The organism is Nocardioides nanhaiensis (assembly GCF_039542785.1).
Taxonomy (GTDB): domain Bacteria; phylum Actinomycetota; class Actinomycetes; order Propionibacteriales; family Nocardioidaceae; genus Nocardioides; species Nocardioides nanhaiensis.
The window spans coordinates 652,536-677,163 of record NZ_BAABIM010000002.1; the positions used below are offsets into that span (position 1 = coordinate 652,536).

Below are 24,628 nucleotides of genomic sequence, written 5' to 3' on the forward strand. Positions count from 1 at the left end.
ACCCTCGCGGGCGGCAGTCAGCCGCCCAGGTGGCGCCGCAAGGCATCGCGCACCGCGCCGGGCTCCAGGCCAGGGCCCGCCTCGCGGAGCGCCGCCAGCTCGCCCCACAGCCCACTCTCCAGCAGCCCGGCCGGGTCGCGGGCGTCGGAGCGCTCGAGCACGCGCGCCGGGACCTGCTGCGGGTCCGGCCCGAGCAGCGCGGGCAGCACGTCGTCGTAGGCCGCCAGCAGCGCCTCGTGGGCCGCGGCGAGCCCCAGCACGACGGCCACGCCCGTCGGCGCCGTGTCGACCTCGATCACCGTGAGGTCCGGTGCCGTCGACCGCAGCACGTCGAGGACCTTGAACACGTCACCGGCCCACGCGCCGTGCCCGCGGCGGCGGTCGCGCGAGGCCTCGTCGTGGTTGCGCGGCAGCATGTCGTCGAGGACGACCACGGTCGCGGGGTGGGCGTGCCGCGCCACGTTGACCACGTCGCGCAGCGCGTACTCCGCCAGGTGCATCCCGTCGACGAAGGCCAGGTCCACCGGCACGCCCTCGAAGTGCGCGAGCGGATCGGGGCGTGCGAAGAACTCGTCGCTGGTGCTGCGCACCAGCTGCAGGTCGCAGCGCACCTCTCGCTTGACCGTGAAGGCCGGGTCGACGCCGATCGACCGGGCCCGCGAGAGGGACATGCTGCTCCCGGTGCTGACCCCGAGCTCGAGGTAGGTCCGGGGGCGCAGCCGCTGGTGCAGCCCGGCGAGAAGGTCGTGGCGTCGCATGCGCCGCACTCTAGGGACGACGGGTCGCGTAGGCGCGACCCGTCGGCGCGTTGTAGCGGGCCGTGCACTCGTCGAAGTGGGCCACGAGCCCGGCGCTGTAGTGCCGCGACAGCGCCGACCGGACGGCGTCGAGGCGCTCGGGCGCGATGACGTTGGTGAGGGTCCACGGGATGGCCAGGCAGTCGGCGGCGATGCGCTCCAGCTCTGCTGCGGGCAGGCCGTCCACGCGCAACCGGAACACGTTCCCGCCGCTGACCGGGGCCTGCTCGCGTCGTGCCTCCGGGAACTGGTCGAAGAGGTGCTTGGGTCCGATGCCCCGGCCCTTGGCCTGCCGGAAGTACAGCCGCAGGTCGTCCATCAGCAGGACGCGCGGGCCCACCAGGGCGGGGATGACGCACAGCGCGTCGATCGTCGGCCACGGGTGCTGGTGGTTGGCGTCGATGAACGCCATCTCGTAGGTCTCCTCGACGCTGCGCATGGCGACGCTCGGCGACGTCGTGAAGGTGCGTCGCTCCACCACCACGGGGCCGCCCGGGTAAACCTGGTCCACCAGGAACCCGTTGGGCTTGCTCGGGTCCCCGAAGAACGTGTCGTCGTGGTCGACCGTGACGACCCGGCTCCCGCCCTGCTCGGCCACGAAGCGGGCCAGGAAGCCGGTGGTGAGACCGGAGGCGGTCCCCAGCTCCAGCACCCGTCGGGGCTGGTGCTCGACCACCAGCTCCTGTAGCCACGCCACCTCCTCGACCGTCAGGGACCCGTAGTTGCGACCGAGCAGCCTCTCGTGGAGATTGCGGATCTCGTCCAGGTGCACGGGCGCTCGGCCTTCCTCGTCGTCGTCCGCGCGCAGCTGGGCGCGGCGGTCACCTGTCCGACGCACCACCGGGCGAAAAGGTTCGGCACCGCGTCCAGAGAGCGTGGCCGGCCCTCCCGGGCGCGGGCGCCCGGGGTGGAGCCGACCGGCCCGGCACCACCACTACGCTGAGCGCGTGTCCGTGCCTGCCGCCAGCGGCCCCGATGCCGACAGCAGACCGATCCACCTCCTCGGTGTCGGCGCCCAGAAGGCCGGCACCACGTGGGTGCAGCGGTACCTGGCGCAGGCGCCGGAGTGTGAGCCGGGCTTCGACGCCGAGTACACGATCTTCGACTGCCTCGACACCCCTGAACACACCGTGACCCGGTCCCTGATCTTCGAGCGGGCGCGCGCCGAGCTCGATGCGGTCGAGTCCGCGACCCCGACCCACCCCAACAACCTCCTGCGGCTCGCGATGATGGCCGACCAGCGCGTCTACTACGACTACTTCGCCGATCTCTCCCGACGACCCGGCATCCGGATGACCCTCGACGTCACCCCCAACTACGCACTCCTGCCGCTGCGTCGCTACCGGCAGATCCGTCACGAGTTCGCGGTGCGCGGCGTGCGCGCGGTGGCCCTGTTCGTGATGCGCGACCCTGTGGAGCGCATCTGGTCGCAGGTGCGGATGAACCAGCAGCGCGGCAAGCGCCGCAACCCGCGCTCCGAGATCGAGCTGGTGCGCGAGCGGTACCGCCGCCCGACCGTCGAGGCGCGCACCCGCTACGAGCACACGATCGAACGGCTCGACGAGGTGTTCGCTGCCGACGTGCACTACGAGTTCTCGGAGCGACTCTTCACCGAGAAGGCGCTGCGCCGTCTGTGCGACGCCGCGGGGGTGACCTACCGACCCACTGACACCGCTGACCGCGCCAACCCCTCCCCCAAGCACGAGTCCCTGCCCGACGACGTCGTGGCCGAGATCGTCGCGCACTACCGCGCGACCTATCTCGCGGTGCAGGAGCGATTCGGGATCGAGGACCTGTCAGCGCTGTGGCCCAGCGCCCGCCTTCTGGACTGAACATGCATGGTCGGTCAGGCCTGGTCATCGGAGGTTCTCAGTCACCTGATGGCTGAGAACCTCCGACGTCGACCACCCCGCCCGCCGTCATCCACAGGCGCGAAGCGGGCCTCCCCGCGACGGCTCACGAGCAGGCAGGCTGCCGCCGTGGACCTCGCCCAGCTGCTCGCCGACCAGGACGGCGTCGTGTGCCGCCGTCAGGTGCTGGCGTCCGGCGGGGTCGACCACGACGTCCGACGTCGGCTGCGGCGTCGCGAATGGGCGCAGGTGCACACCGGCGTCTACGTGCACCACACCGGGCCGCTGACCTGGCGGCAGCTGCACGTGCTGCTCCCCGCCCAGCGGCGGGTGGACCCGGTGCTGGGCGTGCGAGCCGTGCGCCGCATCGCCTACGAGCAGGTCGTGCACCCCAGCCGCCGCCCCCGCACGGTGACGGTGGAGCACGCTGCCCTGACCGTAGCCGTCGCCGCTCGCACCGTCGACGCAGCCGTCGCCGCCCTGGCCGACGTGTGCCAGAGCCGCCTCACCACCCCCGAGCGACTGCGCCGCCACCTGGAGTCGCAGTCTCGGGTGGCCCGGCGAGGGCTGCTGACGGCGGTGCTCGACGACGTCTCCGTCGGAGCGTGGTCAGCACTCGAGAGGCGCTACCTCGCCCAGGTGGAACGTGCCCACGGTCTCCCCGGCGCGGACCGGCAGCGGCGGGTCCGGCCGTGTGGGTCCGCCGCCTACCGCGACGTCGACTACCGGGCCCGGCAGGTCGTCGTCGAGCTCGACGGACGGCTCGCCCACGGCGCACCGGGCCAGCGGTGGGCCGACCTCGACCGGGACCTGGCGGCCCTGGTCGGCGGCGACATCACCCTGCGGGTCGGGTGGGCGCAGGTGCTGCAGCCCTGCCGGCTCGCAGGCACCGTGGGGCGGGTCCTGGCTGCTCGGGGGTGGACCGGGCGTGCGCACGCGTGCTCGCGGCGTTGCCCCGCCGGAGGTTCTCCGTCACCAGGTGACCGAGACCCTCCGCGCTGACCGGCTCAGCGCCGCCCGTGGATCAGCGCCATCGCCTCGGCGCGGGTGGCGGGCTTGTGCAGCATCCCGCGCACGGCCGAGGTGATCGTGCGGGCGCCCGCCTTCTTCACCCCGCGCATGGTCATGCACAGGTGCTCGGCCTCGATGACGACGATCACGCCGCGCGCCTCGAGGATCTCCATCAGCGAGTCGGCGATCTGGGTGGTGAGCCGCTCCTGCACCTGGGGCCGCTTGGCGTAGAGGTCCACGAGCCGCGCCAGCTTCGAGAGACCGGTGATCTTGCCGGTGGAGGCCGGGATGTAGCCCACGTGCGCGACGCCGGTGAAGGGCACCAGGTGGTGCTCGCACATCGACCACAGCTCGATGTCGCGCACCAGCACCATCTCGTCGTGGCCGAGGTCGAAGGTGGTGGTGAGCACCTCCTCGGCGGTCATCCGCATGCCGGCGGTGAGCTCGGCGTAGGCGCGGGCCACGCGGGCGGGCGTCTCGAGCAGGCCCTCGCGCTCGGGGTCCTCACCGATGGCGATGAGCAGCTCGCGGACCGCCGCCTCGGCGCGCTCGTGGTCGAAGGGCGGGACGTCCTCGGGGGCGCGCGCAGGGTCGCGGATGGGGTCGGTCATGTCGTGCTCATCTCGCTCGTGGCGCGCAGGGGAAGGGCGCCGGGGCCTGCTGGAGGGATCAGTAGGAGGGGCCGCCGGGGCCGCCGGAACCGGGAGCCGGGGGCTGCGGCGGGGTCCACCCACCGGGCTGGGTGCCGGGGTCGCCGTGCACGTCGCCGCCGGGGCCCGGCGGGGTGACGACGGCGCCGCCCTCCTCGGAGCCTCCGGGGGCACCCGGGGTGTGGCCGCGGCCGTTGCTGGCCGCGGCAGCGGCGGCCGCCTGCGCACGGTCGCGGATCTCCTGCGGGATCTCCACCGGGGGGATCTGCGAGGGGGCACGGGTGGGCGAGCCCGTCCAGGCGGGGCGGTCGTCGGTGCGGCGCAGCGCCTCGAAGACGGCCGCGATCTGGGCCTTGTCGAGCGTCTCCTTGTCGAGCAGCTCGAGCACGAGTGCGTCGAGCACGTCGCGGTTGCGCTCCAGGGCGTCGTAGGCCTCCTGGTGGGCGTTGGCCAGCAGGTTCTTGACCTCCTCGTCGACCGCGGCGGCGGTCTGCTCGGAGTAGTCGCGGCTGTGGCCCATGTCGCGGCCCAGGAACGGCTCGGAGTTGTCGCTGCCGAGCTTGACGGCGCCCAGGCGCTCAGTCATGCCGTACTGGGTGACCATCGCGCGGGCCAGGCTGGTGGCCTTGTCGATGTCGTTGCCGGCGCCGCTGGTGACGTCGTGGAAGATCAGCGCCTCCGCGGCCATGCCGCCGAGCATGTAGGCCAGCTTGTCGAGCATCTCCGAGCGGGTCTGGGAGTACTTGTCCTCGTCGGGCAGCACCATCGTGTAGCCCAGCGCCCGGCCGCGCGGCAGGATCGTCACCTTGTGCACGGGGTCGGTGGTGGGCATCGCCGCCGCCACCAGCGCGTGGCCGCCCTCGTGGTAGGCCGTGATGAGCTTCTCCTTCTCGCTCATCAGGCGGGTGCGGCGCTGCGGGCCGGCGATCACGCGGTCGATGGCCTCGTCGAGCGAGGGGTTGGTGATCAGCTTCTCGTTGCTGCGCGCGGTGAGCAGCGCGGCCTCGTTGAGCACGTTGGCCAGGTCCGCGCCGGTGAAGCCGGGCGTGCGGCGGGCCACCGAGAGCAGGTCGATGTCGGGCGCCATCGGCTTGCCGCGCGAGTGCACCTGCAGGATCTGGTGGCGACCCGAGAGGTCGGGGGCGTCGACCTGGATCTGCCGGTCGAAGCGGCCCGGGCGCAGCAGCGCGGGGTCGAGCACGTCGGGGCGGTTGGTGGCGGCGATGAGGATGACGCCGCCGCGCACGTCGAAGCCGTCCATCTCGACCAGCAGCTGGTTCAGCGTCTGCTCGCGCTCGTCGTGGCCACCGCCCATACCGGCGCCACGGTGACGACCGACGGCGTCGATCTCGTCGATGAAGACGATCGCCGGGGCGTTCTCCTTAGCCTGCTCGAACAGGTCGCGCACGCGGGAGGCACCGACGCCGACGAACATCTCGACGAAGTCGGAGCCGGAGATGGAGTAGAAGGGGACGCCGGCCTCGCCCGCGACGGCGCGCGCCAGCAGCGTCTTGCCGGTGCCCGGAGGCCCGTAGAGCAGCACGCCCTTGGGGATCTTGGCACCCACGGCCTGGAACTTGGCGGGCTCCTGGAGGAACTCCTTGATCTCGCCGAGCTCCTCGATGGCCTCCTCGCAGCCCGCGACGTCGGTGAACGTCGACTTGGGCATGTCCTTGGAGATCAGCTTGGCCTTGGACTTGGCGAACTGCATGACGCCGCGGCCGCCGCCCTGCATGTTGTTCATCAGGAACAGGAAGAGGAAGACGATCAGCAGGATCGGGAGCAGCGTGACCAGCAGCGAGCCGAGGATGGAGGGCTGGGGGTTCTCGGAGTTGGACTCCTCGATGGTGCCCTCGGCGACCTGCTCGTCGACGAGGTCGAGGATCCGCGGGGCCTGGCCGATGATGTAGGCCGAGCGGACCTGGTCGCCGGCCGAGCGGGTGCCGTCGTCGAGGGTGGCCTGGATCTCCTGGTCACCGTCGATGAAGGTGATCTCCTTGACCTCCCCCTTCTCGATGTAGGACTCCATCTGGGAGGTGGGCACCTCGTCGTACCCGCCACCCGGGGCGAGGAACTGCAGGGCCAGGAGCACGCCGATGACGGCGACGGCGATCCAGACCCAGGGACCCTTGAAAACGCGCTTCACGGACTTCTCTCGACTCGGCGGGTGTGCCACGGGCCGCGGGGCGGCCTTGACACGAGTGCTGCTCGGATGCTGCTCGGTTGGGGATCGACGCTACACGCGCCCTCCCCCACGGCCCATTCTCGCAGGCACGTGGTGGCAACGGACGGGCGACGCCGGGTGTTCCCCGATCAGCGCCCGCGGTGGCCGCTGCGGCGCGCACGCGGACGATCGACGGTCCCCTTGTCGAGCACCACGATGCTGTCGTAGACGTGCATGCCGCGGATCGTGCGCGTGTAGTCGTCGACCTCCGGCTCGGGCTGGCGCGAGTGCCAGGCGTGCAGCTGGTCGACGAGCCCCTTGACGTACTCCACGAACGTGCCCTCGCGCCGCAGACCGCCGCCGTAGCCGTTCCAGTAGCTGGTGTGCAGGTCCTCGACCACCAGCACGCCGCCGTCCACGACGGCGGGCCAGACCTCCTCGAAGGTGGCGATCTGCTGCCGCATCGTGTGGCCGCCGTCGTCGACGACGATGTCGAGCGGTCCGATCCGCGCGACGAGGTCGCGCAGGAACTGCCGGTCCTCCTGGTCGCCGATCACCACCTCGATGCCCTCGGCCGCGAAGGCGGCGCACTCGGGGTCGACGTCGACCCCGATGATCCGCGCCTGCGGACCCAGGTAGTCGCGCCACATCTGCAGGGACCCGCCGCGGTTCACCCCGAACTCCAGCAACGTCACGGGACGACCGCGGAAGGGGGCGAAGTGGCGGTGGTAGACGTCCAGGTAGTGCACCCACTTGTTGACGACGCGTCCCTCGTGCTGCTTGAACCAGACCCGCAGGGGGTTCGAGCGGCGTCGTCCGGGAGCAGTCGGCGCCCGCCGCACGGCAGCCGGCCGCGGGGTGGGGGCGTCACCGCGGGCCGCCGCGAGGACCGCCGAGGCCCTGCGCCGGAGCTCGGTGCGCGCGGCCCGACCGGGGAGCCGACCCACGCCTGCTCAGCCGCCGTAGACGTGCGGGGCGAGCGTGCCGATGTCGCGCAGGTTGCGGTAGTTCTCGCGGTAGTCCAGGCCGTAGCCGACGACGAACTCGTTGGGGATGTCCCAGCCCACGTACTTCACGTCCACCGGCATCTTCTGGGCCTCGGGCTTGCGCAGCAGGGTGCAGATCTCGACGCTCGCGGGGCTGCGGGAGGTGAGGTTGGCGGTCAGCCAGGTGAGCGTCAGGCCCGAGTCGATGATCTCGTCGACGACGAGCACGTGGCGCCCGGAGATGTCGGAGTCGAGGTCCTTGAGGATCCGCACGACGCCGGAGGACTTGGTGCCCGACCCGTAGGAGGAGACCGCCATCCAGTCCATCTCCACGTGGCGCGACAGGGCGCGGGCCATGTCGGCCATCACCATGACGGCGCCGCGCAGCACGCCGACGATCAGCAGGTCCTTGCCCTCGTAGTCGCGCTCGATCTCGGCGGCCAGCTCGCCGATCCGCTCCTGGATCTGTGCCTCGGTGTACAGCACGTTGACGAGGTCGCTCTCGACGTGGGCGGCGTCCATGCGCGTCAGCGTGCCACAGGCGCGCGCTCGAACCGCAGGTGGTCCCCCGCCCGCACCGCTCGCACGTGCCCGGGCAGCTGCACCTCGCGCGGCAGGAGGGTGGTGTTGTGCACCTGCGCCTCGAGCGCGGCCACGTGGACGGCGCCCAGCTCCGACGGCGGGCAGCCTGCGGCGAGCGCCGCGGCGTGCAGCACGCGGGTGCGCACCGCCCGGTGCAGCGCGGCCAGCGCGACGACGTCGAGCCCTCCCCCGGGGTGGGCGACCCGCTCGGCCGCCTCGCGGGCCAGCGCCTCGAGCGCCTCGGCGTCGTCCTGCAGCTGCCAGCCGGTGCGCGCCAGCGTCTCGGCGACGCCGGGGCCCAGCTCGCGCTCGAGCGTGGGGAGCACGGTGTGGCGCACGCGCGGGCGCAGGAAGCGCGGGTCGGCGTTGTGGGGGTCCTGCCACGGCTCGACGCCCGCCTGCGCGCAGGCGGCCTCCGTGTCGGCGCGGCGCAGCTGGAGCAGGGGCCGGCGGAAGCGCCCGAAGCCGCGGCGCATCCCGCCCAGGCTGCGGCCGCCCGAGCCGCGGGCCAGGCCGAGCAGCACGGTCTCGGCCTGGTCGTCGAGGGTGTGGCCGAGCAGCACGAGGTCGGCGCCCACGTGCTCGGCCACCTGCTCCAGCACGGCGTAGCGCGCCTCGCGGGCCGCGGCCTCCACGCCCTGCCCGGCGCCCTCGACCCGCACGCGCGTGGCCACGGTCTCGTCGACGCCGAGGGTCGCCATCTGGGCCACCACACGTTGCGCCTGCGCCGCGGAGCCCTCCTGCAGGTCGTGGTCGACCGTCACGCCGACGACGCGCAGCTCCGGGGCCTCGCCGCGGCCACCGTCTCGCTCGGCGATCACGCCCAGCAGCAACGCCAGGGAGTCGGCGCCGCCCGAGCAGGCGACGAGCAGGGTGGCCGGAGGCGACTGCTCGGCGTCGAGGGTCGCGCGGACGGCCTGCCGGAGGCGGAAGACCGGGTCGTGGGGCACGTGCTCGACGTCCGACTCAGGCGAGCACGCGGGCGACCCAGGCGTCGGGGTCGGCGATCTCGGCCTTGCTGGGCAGGTGCGCGGGCGACTCCCAGACGGCGTTGAACTCCGCCATGCCGACCTTGTCGACGACGCCCCGCACGAAGGCGGCGCCGTCGCGGTACTGCGCCATCTTGGCGTCGAGGCCGAGCAGGCGGCGCAGCAGCCGGTCGAGGGTGCCGACGCCCTGGCGGCGCTGGTTGAACCGGCCCCGGATGTGCTCCACCGAGGGGATCACCGAGGGCCCGACGCCGTCCATCACCACGTCGGCGTGGCCCTCGAGCAGCGACATCATGCCGGTGACGCCGTCCATGATCTCGCGCTGCTCGGGGGTGCTGAGCATCTCCACCAGGCCGCCACCGCGGGCGCCGCCCTTGACGGCCTCGACGAGCCGGCCCAGGCCGTCCTCGAGCATCGAGGTGGGCTCGACGGTGTCGGCGATCGCCTGCACCTGGGCGAACATGTGCTCGCGCATCCAGGGCACGGCGGTGAACTGCACCCGGTGGGTCTCCTCGTGCAGGCACACCCAGAGTCGGAAGTCGTGCGGGTCGACGTCGAGCTCGCGCTCCACGTGCACGATGTTGGGCGCCACCAGCAGCAGCCGGCCGTCGGGGGCGTGGAAAGGGTCGAACTGACCCAGCACCTTGCCGCCGAGGAAGCCCAGCAGCCCCCCGACCTCCGCGCCGGTGATGCGCGAGCCGACAGCCTTGGCCAGCCCGGTGGGCGGCTTGGTGGCGGCCAGCTTCTCGACCAGCGGGCCGATGGCGTGCCGGAACCCGTCGGCGTTGGCCTGGACCCACCCGGCCCGGTCGACGACGAGCACGGGCGCGGTGCCCTGCCCGGCCTCGAGGCCGGTGAAGTCGCGCACCAGCCCGGTGGAGCGGTCGGCACCCATCCGCAGCTCCGCGACGACGGCGTCGGCCTCGGCGCGGGTGACCTCGGGGCCCTCGCCCGCCAGCTTGGAGCCCAGGCGCACCGCGAGCTCCCAGTCGATCATCTCGCCGGCCGGGTCGCGGTCGGGGTCGCGGTCGGTGTCGCGGGCCAGCTCAGAGCTCATGGGTCGACGGTAGACGACGCCCGGCGAGGTGACCCCGACGCCGCGTCGGCGCTCAGGCGCCGCAGCGGCAGGCGCCGAGAGCGGCGGCGGCGTTGTCGAGCGCGGGCTGGGCCAGCCCCTCGACCTGGGGGTCGATCCGGTCGGCCATCAGCGCGAAGGCCATCGGGACGCCGTCGGGGCCCACGGCGTAGCCCGCGAGCGCGAAGACGTTCGTGAGCGTGCCGGTCTTGGCGCGCACGCGCCCGCGGGCGTCGGGCAGCGGGCCGTCGAAGCGGTCGTCGAGCGAGCCGGTGAAGCCGGCCACGGGCATGCCGGTGGCCACGTGGCGCAGCTCGGGGTGCTCGGGCGCGGCGGCGAGGCGCAGCACCTGGACCAGCGAGAACGGAGCGAGCCGGTTGGCCCGGGAGAGTCCGCTGCCGTCGTGCAGCACCCCCTGCAGCTGCACGCCCTCGCGCTGCAGCAGCGCGCGGACGGCGCGCTGGCCGGCAGCCGAGGAGCCCTCGCCGGCCTCGGCCAGGCCGACGTGGCGCAGCAGCACCTCGGCGGCCTCGTTGTCGCTGACGTCCATCACCCGTTCCACGATCTCACCGAGCGGCGCACTGCTCACGCTGGCCAGCGTGGCGCCGCCGGTGCCGGCGACTCCGCGCTCGGGGGCGCCCACCACGCGGACGCCGACCGCCTGCAGGGCGCGGGCGAAGGTCTGCGCGGCGTCGAGCGCGGGGTCGGCCACCCGGCCGAAGCCGTCGGGGTCGCGGCCCTGGTCGGCCCACAGCGCCGTGATCGGCGAGACGACGCCGTCCGGCACGTAGTCGGCCTCCCAGGTGGGGTTGACCGCAGGGCCGGTGAAGAGGCTGTCGTCGTAGCCGAGGCTCACCCGGCGCACGCCGTCGCGACGCAGGGCGCGGGCGGTGCGCTGGGCCAGGGTCTCCAGGTCGGCGCGGGCCGGGTAGGGCGTCGTCTCGTCGGAGCGCTGGCGCGCCAGCAGCGGGTCGCCGCCGCCCACGAGCACCACCCGGTCGCCGCCGCCGGCCACCACGCGGGTGGTGAAGGTGTGGTCGGGCCCGAGGGCCAGCAGGGCCGCGGTGGTGGTGACGACCTTGGTGGTCGAGGCGGGCACGGCGGTCGGTGCACCCTCGCGCTGCTCGAACACCGCGGGGCCCTCCTCGAGGCTGCCGACGGCGCCGATCACGTGGCGGCCCAGGCTGCGCTCGGCCAGCCAGGGCTGCACGGCGGCGCGCACCCGGCTCGACGCCAGGGCGGCCGGCTCGACGGCGGGCGCCGCGACGGCGGGGCGGGTCAGCGGGGGCAGCGCCAGCTCGGGCGGTGCGGCGACCGAGCCGGGGTCGTCGGACGGCGGCGGGGCGTCGTCGTCACCCAGGCCGACCCACTCGCCCACCTGGTCGACGGCCGCCTCGAGCGCCGGTGCCGCGTGCTCCTCGAGCCAGCCCAGGCGCCAGGAGACCAGACCGGCGGCCACCAGCACGAGCGCGAGGACGAGCACCGCCCAGCGCCCCCGACGACGGGGCCGGCCACCCGTGGGAGGGTGGCGTGCGTCACGCCCGGCCATCCATCCCCCTTCGCAAGTGCACGTTGGCGGCCATTGTGCGCGAGGATGACACCCGCCCGGGCGACCGGGTGTGCAGGCAGCCGGTCCGTGAGTCCGGCCCGACGACGCTGGAGGAACACGTGCTGGAGTTCGACGTCCTGGTGGAGATCCCCAAGGGGGAGCGCAACAAGTACGAGGTCGACCACGAGTCCGGCCGCATCCGCCTGGACCGGGTGCTCTTCACCTCCACCGCGTACCCGGCCGACTACGGCTACATCGAGAACACCCTCGGCCAGGACGGCGACCCGCTCGACGCGCTGGTGATCCTGCAGTCGCGCACCTTCCCCGGCTGCCTGATCAAGTGCCGGGCGATCGGCATGTTCCGGATGACCGACGAGGCCGGCGGCGACGACAAGGTGCTCTGCGTGCCGGCCACCGACCCGCGCATGGAGCACATGCGCGACATCAGCCACCTGCCCAAGTTCGACCGCCTCGAGATCCAGCACTTCTTCGAGGTCTACAAGGACCTCGAGCCCGGCAAGTCCGTCGAGGGCGCCGATTGGGTCGGCCGCCACGAGGCCGAGGCCGAGGTGCACGCCAGCTTCAAGCGGTTCGAGGACAACGACGGCCACTACTGAGCCGCGTCGTCGACCGTTTCGGGTACCCCGGGGGGGTAGGAGGCGATCCCACGTCCACGTGTGATCGCGGAACCTGCGGGCCAGAATTCTGGCCCCCCTGTTCCGTGTTCCCACGTCCACGTGGGATCACGGCGTACCCCCGGGGGCATGGCCGCCCCGAGCATCCGGGCAGCCGGGCTCCTCAGCCCTTGACGGCGCGCAGGTAGCCGACGGCGCCCGAGCGCTCGAGGGTCACGTCGTGGCACCCCTGCGCCTGCAGCCAGTGCACGACTTCGGGGCCGGTGCAGCCGGGGCCGAGCAGGCCGGCCAGGCGACCCACCCGGCGCATCGGCTCGTGCTGCAGCCCGGAGTCGTTGAGCAGCGCGCTGCCGGTGAGCACTCCGCCGGGGCGCAGCACCCGCACCATCTCGACGACGGCGCGCGCCGGCTCGGGGAAGCAGTGCAGGCCGGTGAAGGTGACGACGAGGTCGAACTCGTCGTCACCGAAGGGCAGGTCGCCGACGTCGGCGACCCGCGTCTGCACGAGGTGGTCGAGCCCGCGCCGGCGGGCCGCGGCGCGCGTGCGGTCGAGCATGGCGGGCGCGATGTCGGCGGCCACGTAGCGCACGTCCTGCCCGGGTCGCAGACCCCGCAGCGCCACGCCGCCCCCACAGGGGACGTCGAGCACGCAGGCGCCGTCGGGCTGCTCGCCGATCTCGGCGGCGGCCGCGTAGAGGCGCCGCAAGTCGCTCTGCAGTCCGGCGGCCCACGCGAGCCCGCCCAGCCTCGGGTGCTCGACCGTCCAGTCGTAGATCGGCGCCCAGAGCGGGTTCTCGCTCCAGCCGCCGAACCCGGGGATCCTCATCGAGGGCGCCCGGCCTAGCCGGCCGTCGGCAGCAGCCGCGTGCCCTCGAGACCGGCCACCTGCAGCATCTCCTCGGGCACCCCCAGCCCGTCGACGAGGTCCTCGGCGATCGGGCGGATCTTGCGGCACAGCGAGTTGATCTCGCGGCTGATGGCCTTCGAGCGCATCGCGGAGAGCCGGCCGTGCTCCATGAACCAGGCCCGGTCGGCCTCGATGCGGGTGAGGGCGTGCAGGTCGCAGAGCAGCCCCATCGCCTGCTTCAGATCCCCCTCGGGCAGGGCGCGGTAGCGCTCCACGAAGGTCTCCAGCACCACACGCTCCACGTGGGCGCGGGCCGCGGCGATCACGTGGTCCTGCACCCGGGAGAAGACGGCGCCGGGGTTCATGCCGGCGTCCATGCCGCGCTTGAGGCGGCGGGCGACGCCACCGATCACGTGGTCCTCGCGGAAGCGCAGCATCGCCAGCTGGTACTCGGGGTCGAGCAGGCCGGCCTCGGGGTCCCAGCCGTCGTCACCACCGGGCAGCACGTCGCGGATCCGCTCGATCCACTTGTGCACGCCGGTCTTCTCCAGCACGGTCTCGACGCCGAGGTTGGCCACGAACCTGACCATCCCGAACTGGTCGAGGTCCTCGAAGCCGCTGGCGTAGTCGGTCAGCAGGCCCTTCGCCACGAGCTGCATGAGCACGTGATTGTCGCCCTCGAAGGTGGTGAAGACGTCGGTGTCGGCCTTGAGCGCGGCGAAGCGGTTGACGGCGAGGTACCCGGCGCCGCCGCACGCCTCGCGGCACTCCTGGATGGTGCGGGTGGCGTGCCAGGTGCCCACGGCCTTGCTGCCGGCGGCCAGGCTCTCCAGCTCGCGACGGCGCTTCTCGCCCGCCTCGGACTCGTCGTGGGTGGTGAACACCTCGTGCAGCTCGGCGGCCACGCGCTCCTGCAGGAAGTGCAGCGCGTAGGTGTCGGCGAGCAGCGGGAACAGGCGGCGCTGGTGCAGGCCATAGTCGAGGAGCAACTCCTCCTCGGTCTCGCTGGTGGCCTCGAACTGACGGCGCTGCAGCGCGTACTTGGTGGCGATCGTGATCGCCACCTTGCTCGCGTTGATGCCGGCCCCGCCCACGCACACGCGCCCCTGCACCAACGTGCCGAGAGTGGTGAAGAAGCGCCGGCCGGGGTTGTCGATCGGGCTCTCGTACACCCCGGACGCGGAGACGTCGGCGAAACGGTTGAGCAACGCCTGCCGCGGCACGCGGACGCCGTCGAACCAGATGCGTCCGTTGTCGACGCCGGGCAGCCCCATCTTGGGTCCGTCGTCCTCGATCCGCACGCCGGGCAGCACCTCGCCGTCGCGCCGGATCGGCACCACGAAGGCGTGGACGCCGTGCGACTCGCCACCGACCTCGAGCTGCGCGAAGACCACGGCCACCTCGCCGTGGGCGGCAGCGTTGCCGATGTAGTCCTTGTTGGCCTGCTCGCCGCGGGTCTCGATCACGAACTCCTGGCTGGCCAGGTCGTAGGTGGCCACGGTGCCCAGCGCCTGCACGTTGCTGCCGTGCCCGCTCTCGGTCATCGCGAAGCAGCCCATCAGGCGGCCGGTCACCAGGTCGTCGAGGTAGGTGTCGTGATGGGGCTTGGTGCCCAGCTGCAGGATCGCCCCGCCGAAGAGCCCGAACTGGACGCCGACCTTGACCAGCACCGAGAGGTCGCCGAGCGCGAGGGTCTCGAAGGCCGCGACCGAGGCGCCGATGTCGCCACCGCCGCCGTACTCCTCGGGGAAGCCCATGCCGGTCTGGCCGGTGGCGGCCAGGTCGAGGACGATCTCCTTGACCCGCTCCCGGAACGCGGTGGCGTCCATCGTCTCGCGGTCGTGCAGCACCGACTGGTACTCCGCCAGGTTGCTGCGCACCAGCTGGCGCACCTCGCGGTAGCGGCCGTCGAGGTAGCCGGTCAGCGCCTCGACGTCGACGGACGGCGGCGTGTAGCCCGAGCCGGCGGAGCCGCCGGAGCTCGTGGACGGCGCGGTGCCGGCCGGGGACGGAGTGGTGACGGGCCCTGCGGTGTCGGTGGCCATGCCTCCACGGTACCCACCAGTAGCCACGCCCGGGAGGGCTTCACGGGTGGTCCAGAGCACGTGGTCGGGCCCGTGACCCCGGCCGGATCAGGGGCGGGCGTAGTGCGTGGGCGCGATCCAGTAGTACATCGAGACCTCCTCGACGTCGCGGCCGGTGCGCGGGGCGTGGATGATCATGCCGTCGCCGGAGTAGATGGCCACGTGGTAGATCGACGAGGCGCTGCTCGAGGAGCCCCAGAACACCAGGTCGCCGGGTCGCAGGTCGCCGGCCGAGATCGGCGTCGACTGCTCGTACTGCGCCACGGAGTAGTGCGGCAGGCTGGTGCCGCCGCGCTCCCAGGCCCCCATCGTCAGACCCGAGCAGTCCCAGGCGTCCGGGCCTGCCGCCGCCCAGCGGTAGGGCTCGCCGATCTGGGCGCGGGCGAACTCGATCGCCGACGACGCGCCGCCGCTCGGGGCGGGCGCGGGGTCGGGTGCGGGCTCCGGCGCCGGCGCGGGGTCGGGCTCCGGCTCCGGGTCGGGCTCCGGGTCGGGCTCGGGTGCCGGGTCGGACGGCGCGGGGGCCGGCGGCTCCGCGGGAGGTGCCGGCTGCTGTGCCGCTGCCTCCTCGGCTGCCTCCTGCTCGGCTGCCTCCTGCTCGGCGCGGGCCTCGGCGGCGGCCGCCTCCTGCGCCCGCAGCTCGAGTCCTGCCTGGCGCTGCTCGGCCAGGCGCACCGAGACGCCCTGCAGGCGGGCCAGCTCAGAGAGCAGCCGCTGCTTCTCGGCTGCGACGGACTGTGCCTCGCTGGCGGCGGCGGCCTGGGCGGCCTGGGCGTCGTCGCGGGCCCCGCGGGCGTCCGCGGCGGCGGCGTCGGCGTCGTCACGTGCCGCGTCGGCCTGCTCGCTGGCCGTCCCGGCAGCCTCGCTGGCCGCGAGGTAGGTGTCGTGGCGCGAGTCCATCGCCTCGCCGGCGTTGCGCAGCACGTCGCTGCGCTCCAGCACGGTGCCGACGTCCTCGCTGCCCAGCAGCGCGGTCAGGCCCGAGAGCTCGGGCACGGACTCGTAGGAGTCGACCACCTGGTCGCCGTAGGCGTCGGTGGCCGCCTGTTCCCGGGCGAGCGCCTCCTGCTCCAGCGCCTCCGCGGAGCGGGCCGCGCGCCGGGCCTCCTGCAGCCGCCAGCGAGCGCCGTTGTAGGCCTCCGCCGCCTGCTGGGCGGCGACGGCCGCCGCCTCGGCGCGGCCGGTGGCCGCGGCGAGCGCCTGCTCGACGGCGGCGGCGTCGAGCGCGGCCCCCTCGGCCGCCTCGTCGGCGGCGCGCACCTGCTCGCGCGAGGGCACGGTCTCGTCGGCGAGCGCGAGGTGGGCACCGCTGGTCGAGAGCCCGGCCACCAGCGCGAGCGAGGCCAGGGCCGCGGTGGCCAGCCGGGGTCGCAGGTGGGGCCGCAGGTGGGGGCGGGCGTGCGGGACGGGGCGGAGCGGCAAGCGCACGGGATCTCCTGCAAGCGGGGGCGGGGGTCGTCACCCGGACCGCGGCTACCACATCAACCCCGTCAGTCACACGAGCAACACGCTGCACGCTAGTGCGCTTTCGCCCCGCTGGAAACAGTGCGAGGCAGAAATCTCAGATCCATCGGCGTGTCGGCTTGCAAACTACAACCATGTAGTTTTCGCCGCCAGCGCTCACCGCCCCTGTGGCCGTCGCACGGGCCAGGGTCATGCCCGCAGCGATCCCACCGACCCCACCGGCCCAAACCAGACCTCCGGGGGCGGCGAGCTCAGCGGTCGACGGGGACCTTGGAGGTGGTCGTCGTCGGGTGCGAGGCGAGGCCGTGCTTGTCGAACTTCTGACCCGTGGCGATGCCGCCGAGGTAGAAGGAGGCCAGGGCGATCAGGATGCCGGCGATGTCGTCGGCGATGTAGTGCCAGCCGAAGTACAGCGTGGCCACGATGGTGAGCCCGAAGTTGACCCACACCGCCCAGCGGGCGGCGCGCGAGCGGATCGTGAAGTGCACCGTGAGCGCCAGCAGCAGCGTGATGGCGGTGTGCAGGCTCGCGAACCCGGCCACGGTCTGCATGGCCCCCGGCACGTCGAAGGCGACCACCTCGTTGCGGTCGCTGGCCAGGGCCTCCATCAGGTCGGTGGTCGGCGTGTGCGAGAGGTCGGCGTACTTCGCGGGGTACTCGAACCCGGGCCCGAGGGTGGGGAGCATGTAGTACGAGGCGGTGCCGAGGGTCCAGGCGATGCACTGGGAGGTGACGAACCAGTAGCCGTAGGAGAGGTTGCGCGACCACACCAGCCAGGCCGTGACGCCCAGCGGCACCATCGGGATGAACCACAGGTAGATGTAGCTGAGGATGTGCGCGGTGAAGGTGGTGCCCAGCAGGAAGTGCAGGATGTCGGAGGGGTCGTTGCCGAACATCAGCACCCGGTCCACCAGGTGCAGCTCGCGGTCGTACTTGGTCTCGATCAGGTCGGGCAGGAACGACTTCAGGTTCCGGTAGCTGACGTAGACGATGTAGAAGCAGATGACGCCGAGGGAGACCAGGGTCAGCCGCTCACGGGTCCAGTGGGTGCGCAGCCGCTCGCGCACGATCGTGGGCACCGAGCCGGGCCTCCCGCGCGAGAGCCACACCACCCGCGGGAGCAGGTCGAGCAGCAGAGCGCCCAGCAGCAGCAGCGGGAGCCGCAGGTAGGAGGGTCCGAGGAAGCTGCCCTCGGGGTCGGCCAGCGTCCGGTCCAGGGCGATCGCCGCCGCCACGGCCAGCCCGCCCATCAGGACGGCCAGGGCCACCAGGAGGACGTAGGCGCGGCGATACACCTCCTCAGTGTAATAAGCGTGACCAGTCGATGCCCATTCAGCGACGCGTGAGCCTCGTCCCGGTGGCGCGCGGCGCCACCCCCCAGCGCTCCCGCGTCAGCCGAGCAGCGCCAGCCGCGAGGCGTCCAGGGTCAGCCGTACCCGCTCCCCCGGTGCCGGCAGCCGACCCGGCGGGCACACGGCGTCCGTCTCCCCCACCCCCGCCAGCTCGACGACGAGCCGCCCCAGCTCGGGTGTGGCGCGGGCGGTGCGGACGACGGCCTCGAGCCCGGGTCCGTCGGTCACCCGCAGCGCCGAGCGGCGCAGGGCGACCGCCGGCGCCGGAGGCAGGTCGCCGGCGGCGAGCACCCGGTAGGCGGCCTCGCCCTCCAGCACCCGCGCGTAGCCCAGGAACAGGGCGGTGTCGGCGTCGGCGGGGTGCGCCCAGACGTCGGCGATGGGGCCCTGCTGCACCACGCGGCCCGCGCGCATGACCACCAGCGAGTCGGCCACCGCGAAGGCCTCCTCGTGGTCGTGGGTCACCAGCAGCGTCGTGGTGCCCGCGGCACGCAGGATGGCGGCGAGGTCGCCGGCGAGCCGCTCGCGCAGACCGGCGTCGAGCGCCGAGAGAGGCTCGTCGAGCAGCAGCAGCCGCGGTTCGGCGGCCAGCGAGCGCGCCAGCGAGACCCGCTGCCGCTCGCCGCCGGAGAGGGTGCCCGGCATCCGCCCTGCGAAGCCCTCCAACCCCACGAGCGCCAGCAGCTCGGCCACCCGCGCCTCGCGGCGGGCGGCCGGCACCCGCCGTAGCCGTAGCGCGTAGGCCACGTTGCGGGCCACGGTGAGGTGCTCGAAGAGCTGCCCGTCCTGGAACATCAGCGCGAACCCGCGGCGGTGCGTCGGCACCCGCGCCAGGTCGCGGCCGTCCCACCGGATGCTGCCGGCGCTCGGAGCCTCCAGGCCGGCGACGGCGCGCAGCAGCGTGGACTTGCCGCAGCCCGAGGGGCCGAGCACCGCCAGCACGCCGCCGTCGGGCACCGTCACGCTGGCGCCCTCCACGGCGGGCACGCCGTCGTAGGCGACGGCGAGGTCGCGCACCTCGAGCATCAGAACGCACCCATCGCGGGCACGCGCAGCCGCTCGACGGCCAGCACGACGACGGCCGTGGCCGCGGCGAGCAGCACCGAGGCGGCCAGCGCCATGCCGTAGTTGAGCAGGCCGGGGTGGCCGATCAGCCGGAAGATGGCCACGGGCATGGTGGGGGCGTCGTCGCGGGCGAGGAAGGCGGTGGCGCCGAACTCGCCGAGGGAGACGGCGAAGGCGAACCCCGCGGCCGCCAGCAGCGGCCGCCACACCACCGGCAGATCGACGGTGAGCACTGCTCTCAGCGGACCCGCACCCAGGGAGGCCGCTGCCTGGCGCTGGCGGTCGTCGATGCCGGCGAGCACCGGCACCAGCGTGCGCACCACCAGCGGCAGCGCCACCAGGGCCTGGGCGATCGGCACCAGCAGCGGCGAGTCGCGCAGGTCCAGCACGCCGCTGTCGAGGGTGATCAGCAGCCCGAACCCGACGGTGACGGCGGAGACACCCAGCGGCAGCATGAACAGCCCGTCGAGCGTGGCCCGCACCCGCCGCTCACCGCGACCGCGCGAGCGCCGCGTCACGGTGAGCGCGACCAGCCCGCCGAGCAGCAGCGCCATCCAGGTGGCGTCGACGGCCGTGCGGAGCGAGTTGAGCATCGCCGTCGCCACCGGCACGGCCAGCAGACCGTCCTGCGACGGCGAGCCCAGCGCGCGGTAGTAGGCCAGGCTCCAGGCCCCGTCGACCCGCAGCGAGCCCACCACCAGCGCGCCGATGGGCGCAGCGAGGGCCGCCAGCAGCAGCACGGTGAGCAGCACCTGCGGGGCGTCGCGCCAGCGCGGACGCACCGGCCGGGCCGCGCGACCGGCGCGGCGTCGCACCACGGCCTCGCTGCCGCGCCTCGTGCGCGCGGCCACCAGCAGCAGTCCGACGACGACCACCAGCTGCAGCAGCGAGAGCGCCGCCGCGGCGGGCAGGTCGAGCAGGTTGGTGGTCAGCAGGTAGATCTCGGTCTCCACCGAGGAGTACCGCGTGCCGCCCAGGGTCAGCACGACGCCGAAGCCGGTGGCGCAGAACAGGAAGACCACGCTGGCCGCACCCGCCAGTGCGGGTCGCAGCGCCGGCAGGGTGACGGTGCGGAAGACCTGCGCCGGCGAGGCACCCAGCGCCGCGGCCGCCTCGCCCGGCCGCGGGTCGAGCGACTCCCACGCCGCGCCCACGGTGCGCACCACCACCGCCACGTTGAAGAAGACCAGCCCGAGCACGATGGCGACCGGCGTGCCCTCCCACCCCAGACCGGCCAGCGGGCCGCCCTCGCCGAGCAGCTGGCGGAACGCCACACCCACCACCACCGTGGGCAGCACGAAGGGCACCAGCAGCAGACCGCGCACCAGCCCGCGCAGGGGCAGTGCCAGCCGGTGCAGCGCGTAGGCCGCGGGCAGCCCGAGCAGCAGCGCCGCCGCCGTCGCCACGCTCGCCGTCCAGACGGTGAACCACAGCACCCGGTGCACGCGCGGGCGGGCCAGCACCTCCGCGACCGCGCCGGGGTCGAAGGCGCCGTCGGGCCAGAACCCGCGCCCCACCATGCCCGCCACCGGCAGCGCGAAGAACACGCCGAGCACGGCCAGCGGCAGCGCCGCCAGGCCGAGCAGGGCGAGCGCCCGCCTCATGCCGCTCCGGTCACGGGCGTCACCGGGTCGTGACGTCGGTCCACTCGCGCAGCCAGTCGTCCCGGTTGGCGGCCACCTCGGCCGGGTCGACCTCGTAGGGGTCGGTGGGCCGCTCGGCGAAGCGCGCCCAGTCCGCGGGCAGCTCCACGCCGTCGACCACCGGGAAGACGTACATGCTCTCCGGCAGCGCGGCCTGCACCTCGGGGCTCTGCAGCCACGCGACGACGGCCGCGGCGCCGTCGGGGTTCTCGGCGCCCTCGAGCACGCCGGCGTACTCGACCTGCTGGAAGCAGGTGTCCAGCAGCGCGCGCGTGCTGCTCTCGTCGGACCCCTCGGCGACGGTGAACGCCGGCGAGGAGTCGTAGCTGAGCACGATCGGCCGCTGGCCCTTGCCCCCGCCCTGGGTGAAGGAGCCCTGGTAGGCGTCGGTCCACCCGCTGGTGATCTGCGCGCCGTTGGCCACGAGGTCCTCCCAGTAGGTGGGCCAGTCCTCGCCGTACTCGGCGACCGTGGAGAGCAGGAACGCCAGGCCGGGTGAGCTGGTGGCGGCGCCGGGAGTGACGAAGAGGCCCTCGTAGGCGGGGTCGGTGAGGTCGTCGAGGCTCTCGGGCTCCTCGATGCCGTTCTCGGCGAACCAGCTCGTGTCCACGTTGACGCACACGTTGCCGTTGTCGACCGGCGCGAGTCGCTGCTCGTCGTCGCCCGGCAGCGCGTACTGCTCGACGCCGTCCGGCCAGGCGACGGCGTCGTCGTCGGTGTCGGCCAGCACGCCCTCCTCGAGCGCCCGGCTGGCGAAGGTGTTGTCGATGCCGAACACGGCGTCGCCCTGCGGGTTGTCCTTGCTGAGCACCAGGCGGTTGGTGAGCGCGCCGGCGTCACCGCCGGGGCGGATCGTGAGCTCGATGCCGGTCTCGGCCTCGAAGTCGGCCACCACCTGGTCGGGCAGCGCGAAGCTGTCGTGGGTCAGCAGCACCACCTCGCCGCCCGGCTCGGAGGTGGCGCCGCCGCCGTCGGTGCTCTCGACGGCGGCGGGGTCGTCCTCGCCGGTGCCGACCAGGCTGCACGAGGTGGCCAGCGCCAGGACGGCGGCGGCGGCCAGCCCGGTCCGGCCGCGACGGCGGGTGGGCGCGGTGCGCAGAGTTCTCATGTGGACTCCCTTCGCCGGTGCTAACCGGAGCAGGTTCGGAGGGTCTGCGGCCGGCCTGGTTGGCTCCGCACTCTCAGCACGCGCCCGGTGCGCCCGGGTGTGCTCCCCTGTCGTTCACCGGCCAGCCTACTGGGACCGACCGAGCAGGACGGCGTGGGCCGGCGCTGTGGCAGGCTCCCGCCATGCCGAGTCGACGTCACGAGCTGCTGGCCCGTGCAGTGCCACGCATCCGGGGCTCGCGCGAGCTCGACTCGCTCGAGGAGGAGCGGGCTCGCCTGACCCGCTGGCACACCACCCTCGGCCACGAGCTCCCGACCCGCCTGGTGCCGCGGTTCGGTCGCCGCTTTCACCTGGTGCGCGAGACGCTGCGCGGCGAGGGGCCCGAGTTCACCTCCTGGGTGTTCGCACCGCGCCGGTCGGCGCCGTCGCGCACGATCTACTACCTGCACGGTGGCGGCTTCGTGGCGCCGATCGACCCGTTCCACGTGCGTTACGCCGCTCGTCTGGCGGAGACGCTGGGAGCGCGGGTGGTGATGCCCGACTACCCGTTGGCGCCCGAGCACACCTGGGAGGCGTCGCACCAGGCGCTCGCGCAGGACCTGCGCCGCTGGGCCGAGACCGGCCCGGTCACGCTGGCCGGCGACTCCGCCGGCGGCGGGCTCGCCCTCGCGCTGGCGGTGACGCTGGCCCGCGACAGCGGCGACGCGGCCGCCCTACCGGACTCGCTGCTGCTCCTCTCCCCCTGGGTCGACCTCGCCGAGTCCACACCCGAGACCGCGGCGCTCGACGCCGTCGACCCGTGGTTGTCCCTCTCCAAGCTGCGCGCCTACGCCGCGTGGTGGGCCGGCACCCCGGATGACCTCGGCCGCACCGAGGTGAGTCCGGCGCTCGCGCCGCGCGAGGTGCTCGGACGACTGCCGCGCACGCTCGTGTTCTGCGGCACCCGCGACGTGCTGCAGCCGGGCTGCCGGATGCTCGCCACCCGCGGCGCGGGCACGGGCTGGCCGCTGACCTACGTGGAGGAGCCCGACCTGATCCACGTCTACCCGCTGCTGCCAGGCATCCCCGAGGCCGCACGCGCCCACCGCACCGTGCTCGACTTCCTGCGGCGGCCGGCGTGAGCACCGTGCAGCCTGCCGGCGTCAGGGTGCTGGCCTTCGACGAGCTCGACACCCGCACCGCCTACGCGGTCTGGAGGCTGCGGCAGGAGGTGTTCGTCGTCGAGCAGGACTGCCCCTACCCCGACCTGGACGGTCGCGACCTCGAGCCCGGCACTCGGCACGTGCTGCTGGAGTCGACGGGCGCGCTGCACGGCTACCTGCGCCTGCTCGACGACGGCGAGGTGGCCCGGATCGGGCGGGTCGTGCTCGCGCGGGAGGCGCGGGGTCGTGGGCTCGCCGCGCCGCTGATGGAGGCGGCGCTGGCCGAGGTGGACGCCGAGCACGGGTCGGACGGGCCGCGGGGCCGGGCGTGCGTGCTCGACGCGCAGTCGCCGCTGGCCGGGTTCTACGCAGGGTTCGGCTTCGCCGTCAGCGGGCCGGAGTTCGTGGAGGACGGCATCCCCCACCTGCCCATGCGCCGGGAGCCACGCGGCGGCTGACGTCGGGCGGACTTGTCGGCCCGCTGTGCAGCTTGTCGGCCAACGCGTTGCCCGACATGTTGCGATCTCCCCGGCCGACCGGGGAGATCTCATCCCCCCGCGGGGTCAGCCCACCACCGGCGCGAACACGATCCCGCCGTCGCCGTCGCGCGCGGTGGCCTGCCCCCGGACCACCAGCAGCTCCAGGTGCGCCTTGGTCTCCATGGCGGCCATCCCCTGGCTGAAGACGTCGAGCTCGGCGTAGTCGCGCTCGTGGCGGGTCCAGCCGATCCGGCGGGCCACCTCGTCGGCGGTGGACCCGCCCTCGGCCACGGCGGCGAGGCTGGCGGACAGACGGGCCTCGTGGAAGGCGAGCAGCTCGTGGGCGCGGGCGTGCGAGGAGGGCGCGACGGGGCCGTGCGCGGGCAGCAGGGTGAGGTCGGGCAGCTCGGTGACGCGGCGCAGCGAGGCCAGGAAGCGACCCAGCGGCAGGTCGTCGGGCGGCACCGTGAAGCCGATCGAGGGGGTGATCGTGGGCAGCACGTGGTCGCCGGCGAAGAGCAGTCCGGCGTCCTGCTCGGCGAAGACGTAGTGGCCCGGGGTGTGCCCGGGCGTGTGGACGGCGTCCAGGGTGCGGGTGCCCACGGCGATGCTCTGGTCGCCCTGCAGCCAGACGTCGGGAGGGGCCCAGATGGCGGCGTCGGGCAGCTCGTGCTCGCCGTCCATGCGCACCCACTGGTCGGCCACCTCGAGGGCGCCGGCGGTGCGCAGCACCGCCACGAAGGGACTCTCCGTCAGGTGCGCGGCGTCGTGGAGCAGGTCGATCGCGGGCTTCTCCTCGATGCCCAGGCTCACCTCGGCGCCGAACTCGTGGCCGAGCACGGTGGCGAGGGTGAAGTGGTCGCGGTGCACGTGGGTCACCAGGAAGCGCCGCAGGTCGGTGAACCCGAACCCGATGTCGCGCAGGCAGCGCTCGAGCAGCTCGCGGGCCACAGGGATGGCCCAGCCGCCGTCGACGAGGGTGATCCCCTCCTCGGTCTCGATCACGTAGACGTTGACGGCCTTGAGGCCGTCCATCGGGAGCGGCAGCGGGATGCGCCAGACGCCGTCGGCCACGCGCCAGGCGCCCTCGGCGGCCCAGTGCTCACCACTGTCGGGCGAGATCGCGGCCGCGGTACTGACGCCGGAGGAGGTCACC

The 24,628-nt window shown here is 73.6% G+C and carries 22 protein-coding genes; 5 read left to right on the forward strand and 17 right to left on the reverse strand.

The window, feature by feature from the left end; all coding sequences use genetic code 11:
- Positions 1–17: 17 nt before the first annotated feature.
- Both ABD948_RS11275 and ABD948_RS11280 read right to left on the reverse strand, forming a co-directional pair.
- Complete coding sequence (locus ABD948_RS11275; protein WP_345265764.1) at positions 18–758, reverse strand: class I SAM-dependent methyltransferase; 741 nt, start codon at positions 756–758, stop codon at positions 18–20.
- 10 nt (positions 759–768) lie between these two features.
- Complete coding sequence (locus tag ABD948_RS11280) at positions 769–1,638, reverse strand: class I SAM-dependent methyltransferase (RefSeq protein WP_345265766.1); 870 nt, start codon at positions 1,636–1,638, stop codon at positions 769–771.
- Positions 1,639–1,744: 106 nt separating this feature from the next.
- Between ABD948_RS11280 and ABD948_RS11285 the strand changes: the two genes are divergently transcribed.
- Together ABD948_RS11285 and ABD948_RS11290 are read left to right on the forward strand one after the other, a co-directional pair.
- The gene (locus ABD948_RS11285; protein WP_345265768.1) at positions 1,745–2,629 is read left to right on the forward strand and encodes a sulfotransferase; all 885 of its coding nucleotides are present in this window, start codon (positions 1,745–1,747) and stop codon (positions 2,627–2,629) included.
- A gap of 147 nt (positions 2,630–2,776) precedes the next feature.
- Entirely contained in the window at positions 2,777–3,649 is an 873-nt protein-coding gene (locus ABD948_RS11290; RefSeq protein WP_345265770.1) for a hypothetical protein, read from the forward strand.
- 5 nt (positions 3,650–3,654) lie between these two features.
- Here ABD948_RS11290 and folE read toward each other — a convergent pair whose 3' ends face one another.
- From folE to dacB, 7 genes are all read right to left on the reverse strand, one after another.
- The gene (gene folE / locus ABD948_RS11295; protein ID WP_345265772.1) at positions 3,655–4,269 is read right to left on the reverse strand and encodes a GTP cyclohydrolase I FolE; all 615 of its coding nucleotides are present in this window, start codon (positions 4,267–4,269) and stop codon (positions 3,655–3,657) included.
- Between the two features lie 58 nt (positions 4,270–4,327).
- Complete coding sequence (gene ftsH / locus ABD948_RS11300; protein ID WP_345265774.1) at positions 4,328–6,454, reverse strand: ATP-dependent zinc metalloprotease FtsH; 2,127 nt, start codon at positions 6,452–6,454, stop codon at positions 4,328–4,330.
- Between the two features lie 167 nt (positions 6,455–6,621).
- Entirely contained in the window at positions 6,622–7,419 is a 798-nt protein-coding gene (locus ABD948_RS11305) for a class I SAM-dependent methyltransferase (protein ID WP_345265776.1), read from the reverse strand.
- 6 nt (positions 7,420–7,425) lie between these two features.
- Positions 7,426–7,980 carry a hypoxanthine phosphoribosyltransferase gene (gene hpt, locus ABD948_RS11310; protein ID WP_345265778.1) on the reverse strand — a complete coding sequence of 185 codons (555 nt, stop codon included), beginning with the start codon at positions 7,978–7,980 and terminating at the stop codon, positions 7,426–7,428.
- A 5-nt stretch (positions 7,981–7,985) separates the two neighbouring features.
- Positions 7,986–8,990 (reverse strand): tRNA lysidine(34) synthetase TilS, encoded by a 1,005-nt coding sequence (gene tilS, locus ABD948_RS11315; protein ID WP_345265780.1) that lies wholly within the window; start codon positions 8,988–8,990, stop codon positions 7,986–7,988.
- Between the two features lie 16 nt (positions 8,991–9,006).
- Positions 9,007–10,086: a zinc-dependent metalloprotease gene (locus ABD948_RS11320; RefSeq protein ID WP_345265782.1), complete on the reverse strand. Its 1,080-nt coding sequence runs from the start codon at positions 10,084–10,086 to the stop codon at positions 9,007–9,009.
- Positions 10,087–10,138: 52 nt separating this feature from the next.
- Positions 10,139–11,587 carry a D-alanyl-D-alanine carboxypeptidase/D-alanyl-D-alanine endopeptidase gene (gene dacB, locus ABD948_RS11325; RefSeq protein ID WP_345265784.1) on the reverse strand — a complete coding sequence of 483 codons (1,449 nt, stop codon included), beginning with the start codon at positions 11,585–11,587 and terminating at the stop codon, positions 10,139–10,141.
- 188 nt (positions 11,588–11,775) lie between these two features.
- Between dacB and ABD948_RS11330 the strand changes: the two genes are divergently transcribed.
- Positions 11,776–12,270 carry an inorganic diphosphatase gene (locus ABD948_RS11330; protein WP_345266795.1) on the forward strand — a complete coding sequence of 165 codons (495 nt, stop codon included), beginning with the start codon at positions 11,776–11,778 and terminating at the stop codon, positions 12,268–12,270.
- 181 nt (positions 12,271–12,451) lie between these two features.
- On the opposite strand, the gene ABD948_RS11335 is transcribed toward ABD948_RS11330, so the two are convergent.
- The 7 genes from ABD948_RS11335 to ABD948_RS11365 form a co-directional block, all read right to left on the reverse strand.
- Positions 12,452–13,114, reverse strand: a complete 663-nt coding sequence (locus ABD948_RS11335; RefSeq protein WP_345265786.1) for a class I SAM-dependent methyltransferase — start codon at positions 13,112–13,114, stop codon at positions 12,452–12,454.
- Between the two features lie 14 nt (positions 13,115–13,128).
- Entirely contained in the window at positions 13,129–15,180 is a 2,052-nt protein-coding gene (locus ABD948_RS11340) for an acyl-CoA dehydrogenase family protein (RefSeq protein WP_345265789.1), read from the reverse strand.
- An 87-nt stretch (positions 15,181–15,267) separates the two neighbouring features.
- On the reverse strand, positions 15,268–16,647 hold the full coding sequence (locus ABD948_RS11345) for a C40 family peptidase (RefSeq protein WP_345265790.1): 1,380 nt from the start codon (positions 16,645–16,647) through the stop codon (positions 15,268–15,270).
- Positions 16,648–16,934: 287 nt separating this feature from the next.
- Positions 16,935–17,978: a phosphatase PAP2 family protein gene (locus ABD948_RS11350; RefSeq protein WP_345265791.1), complete on the reverse strand. Its 1,044-nt coding sequence runs from the start codon at positions 17,976–17,978 to the stop codon at positions 16,935–16,937.
- A 96-nt stretch (positions 17,979–18,074) separates the two neighbouring features.
- Positions 18,075–19,061 (reverse strand): ABC transporter ATP-binding protein, encoded by a 987-nt coding sequence (locus ABD948_RS11355; RefSeq protein ID WP_345265793.1) that lies wholly within the window; start codon positions 19,059–19,061, stop codon positions 18,075–18,077.
- Positions 19,061–20,704, reverse strand: a complete 1,644-nt coding sequence (locus ABD948_RS11360; RefSeq protein ID WP_345265795.1) for an ABC transporter permease — start codon at positions 20,702–20,704, stop codon at positions 19,061–19,063. Before ABD948_RS11360 ends, ABD948_RS11355 begins: the two co-directional genes overlap by 1 nt.
- A gap of 19 nt (positions 20,705–20,723) precedes the next feature.
- A complete protein-coding gene (locus ABD948_RS11365) occupies positions 20,724–21,851 on the reverse strand; it encodes a thiamine ABC transporter substrate-binding protein (RefSeq protein WP_345265797.1) in 1,128 nt (375 codons plus the stop codon).
- A 182-nt stretch (positions 21,852–22,033) separates the two neighbouring features.
- Between ABD948_RS11365 and ABD948_RS11370 the strand changes: the two genes are divergently transcribed.
- Positions 22,034–22,972 carry an alpha/beta hydrolase gene (locus tag ABD948_RS11370; RefSeq protein ID WP_345265799.1) on the forward strand — a complete coding sequence of 313 codons (939 nt, stop codon included), beginning with the start codon at positions 22,034–22,036 and terminating at the stop codon, positions 22,970–22,972.
- Positions 22,969–23,451, forward strand: a complete 483-nt coding sequence (locus ABD948_RS11375) for a GNAT family N-acetyltransferase (protein ID WP_345265801.1) — start codon at positions 22,969–22,971, stop codon at positions 23,449–23,451. The genes ABD948_RS11370 and ABD948_RS11375 overlap by 4 nt, the downstream gene beginning before the upstream one ends.
- A gap of 105 nt (positions 23,452–23,556) precedes the next feature.
- On the opposite strand, the gene ABD948_RS11380 is transcribed toward ABD948_RS11375, so the two are convergent.
- Entirely contained in the window at positions 23,557–24,627 is a 1,071-nt protein-coding gene (locus ABD948_RS11380) for an MBL fold metallo-hydrolase (protein ID WP_345265803.1), read from the reverse strand.
- Position 24,628: the final 1 nt, after the last annotated feature.

Coding starts and splice junctions, on each gene's coding strand:
- ABD948_RS11275 (WP_345265764.1), bottom strand. CDS start 758: ATGCGACGCCACGACCTTCTCGCCGGGCTGCACCAGCGGCTGCGCCCC.
- folE (WP_345265772.1), bottom strand. CDS start 4,269: ATGACCGACCCCATCCGCGACCCTGCGCGCGCCCCCGAGGACGTCCCG.
- hpt (WP_345265778.1), bottom strand. CDS start 7,980: ATGGACGCCGCCCACGTCGAGAGCGACCTCGTCAACGTGCTGTACACC.
- ABD948_RS11320 (WP_345265782.1), bottom strand. CDS start 10,086: ATGAGCTCTGAGCTGGCCCGCGACACCGACCGCGACCCCGACCGCGAC.
- ABD948_RS11335 (WP_345265786.1), bottom strand. CDS start 13,114: ATGAGGATCCCCGGGTTCGGCGGCTGGAGCGAGAACCCGCTCTGGGCG.
- ABD948_RS11340 (WP_345265789.1), bottom strand. CDS start 15,180: ATGGCCACCGACACCGCAGGGCCCGTCACCACTCCGTCCCCGGCCGGC.
- ABD948_RS11355 (WP_345265793.1), bottom strand. CDS start 19,061: ATGCTCGAGGTGCGCGACCTCGCCGTCGCCTACGACGGCGTGCCCGCC.
- ABD948_RS11360 (WP_345265795.1), bottom strand. CDS start 20,704: ATGAGGCGGGCGCTCGCCCTGCTCGGCCTGGCGGCGCTGCCGCTGGCC.
- ABD948_RS11365 (WP_345265797.1), bottom strand. CDS start 21,851: ATGAGAACTCTGCGCACCGCGCCCACCCGCCGTCGCGGCCGGACCGGG.
- ABD948_RS11370 (WP_345265799.1), top strand. CDS start 22,034: ATGCCGAGTCGACGTCACGAGCTGCTGGCCCGTGCAGTGCCACGCATC.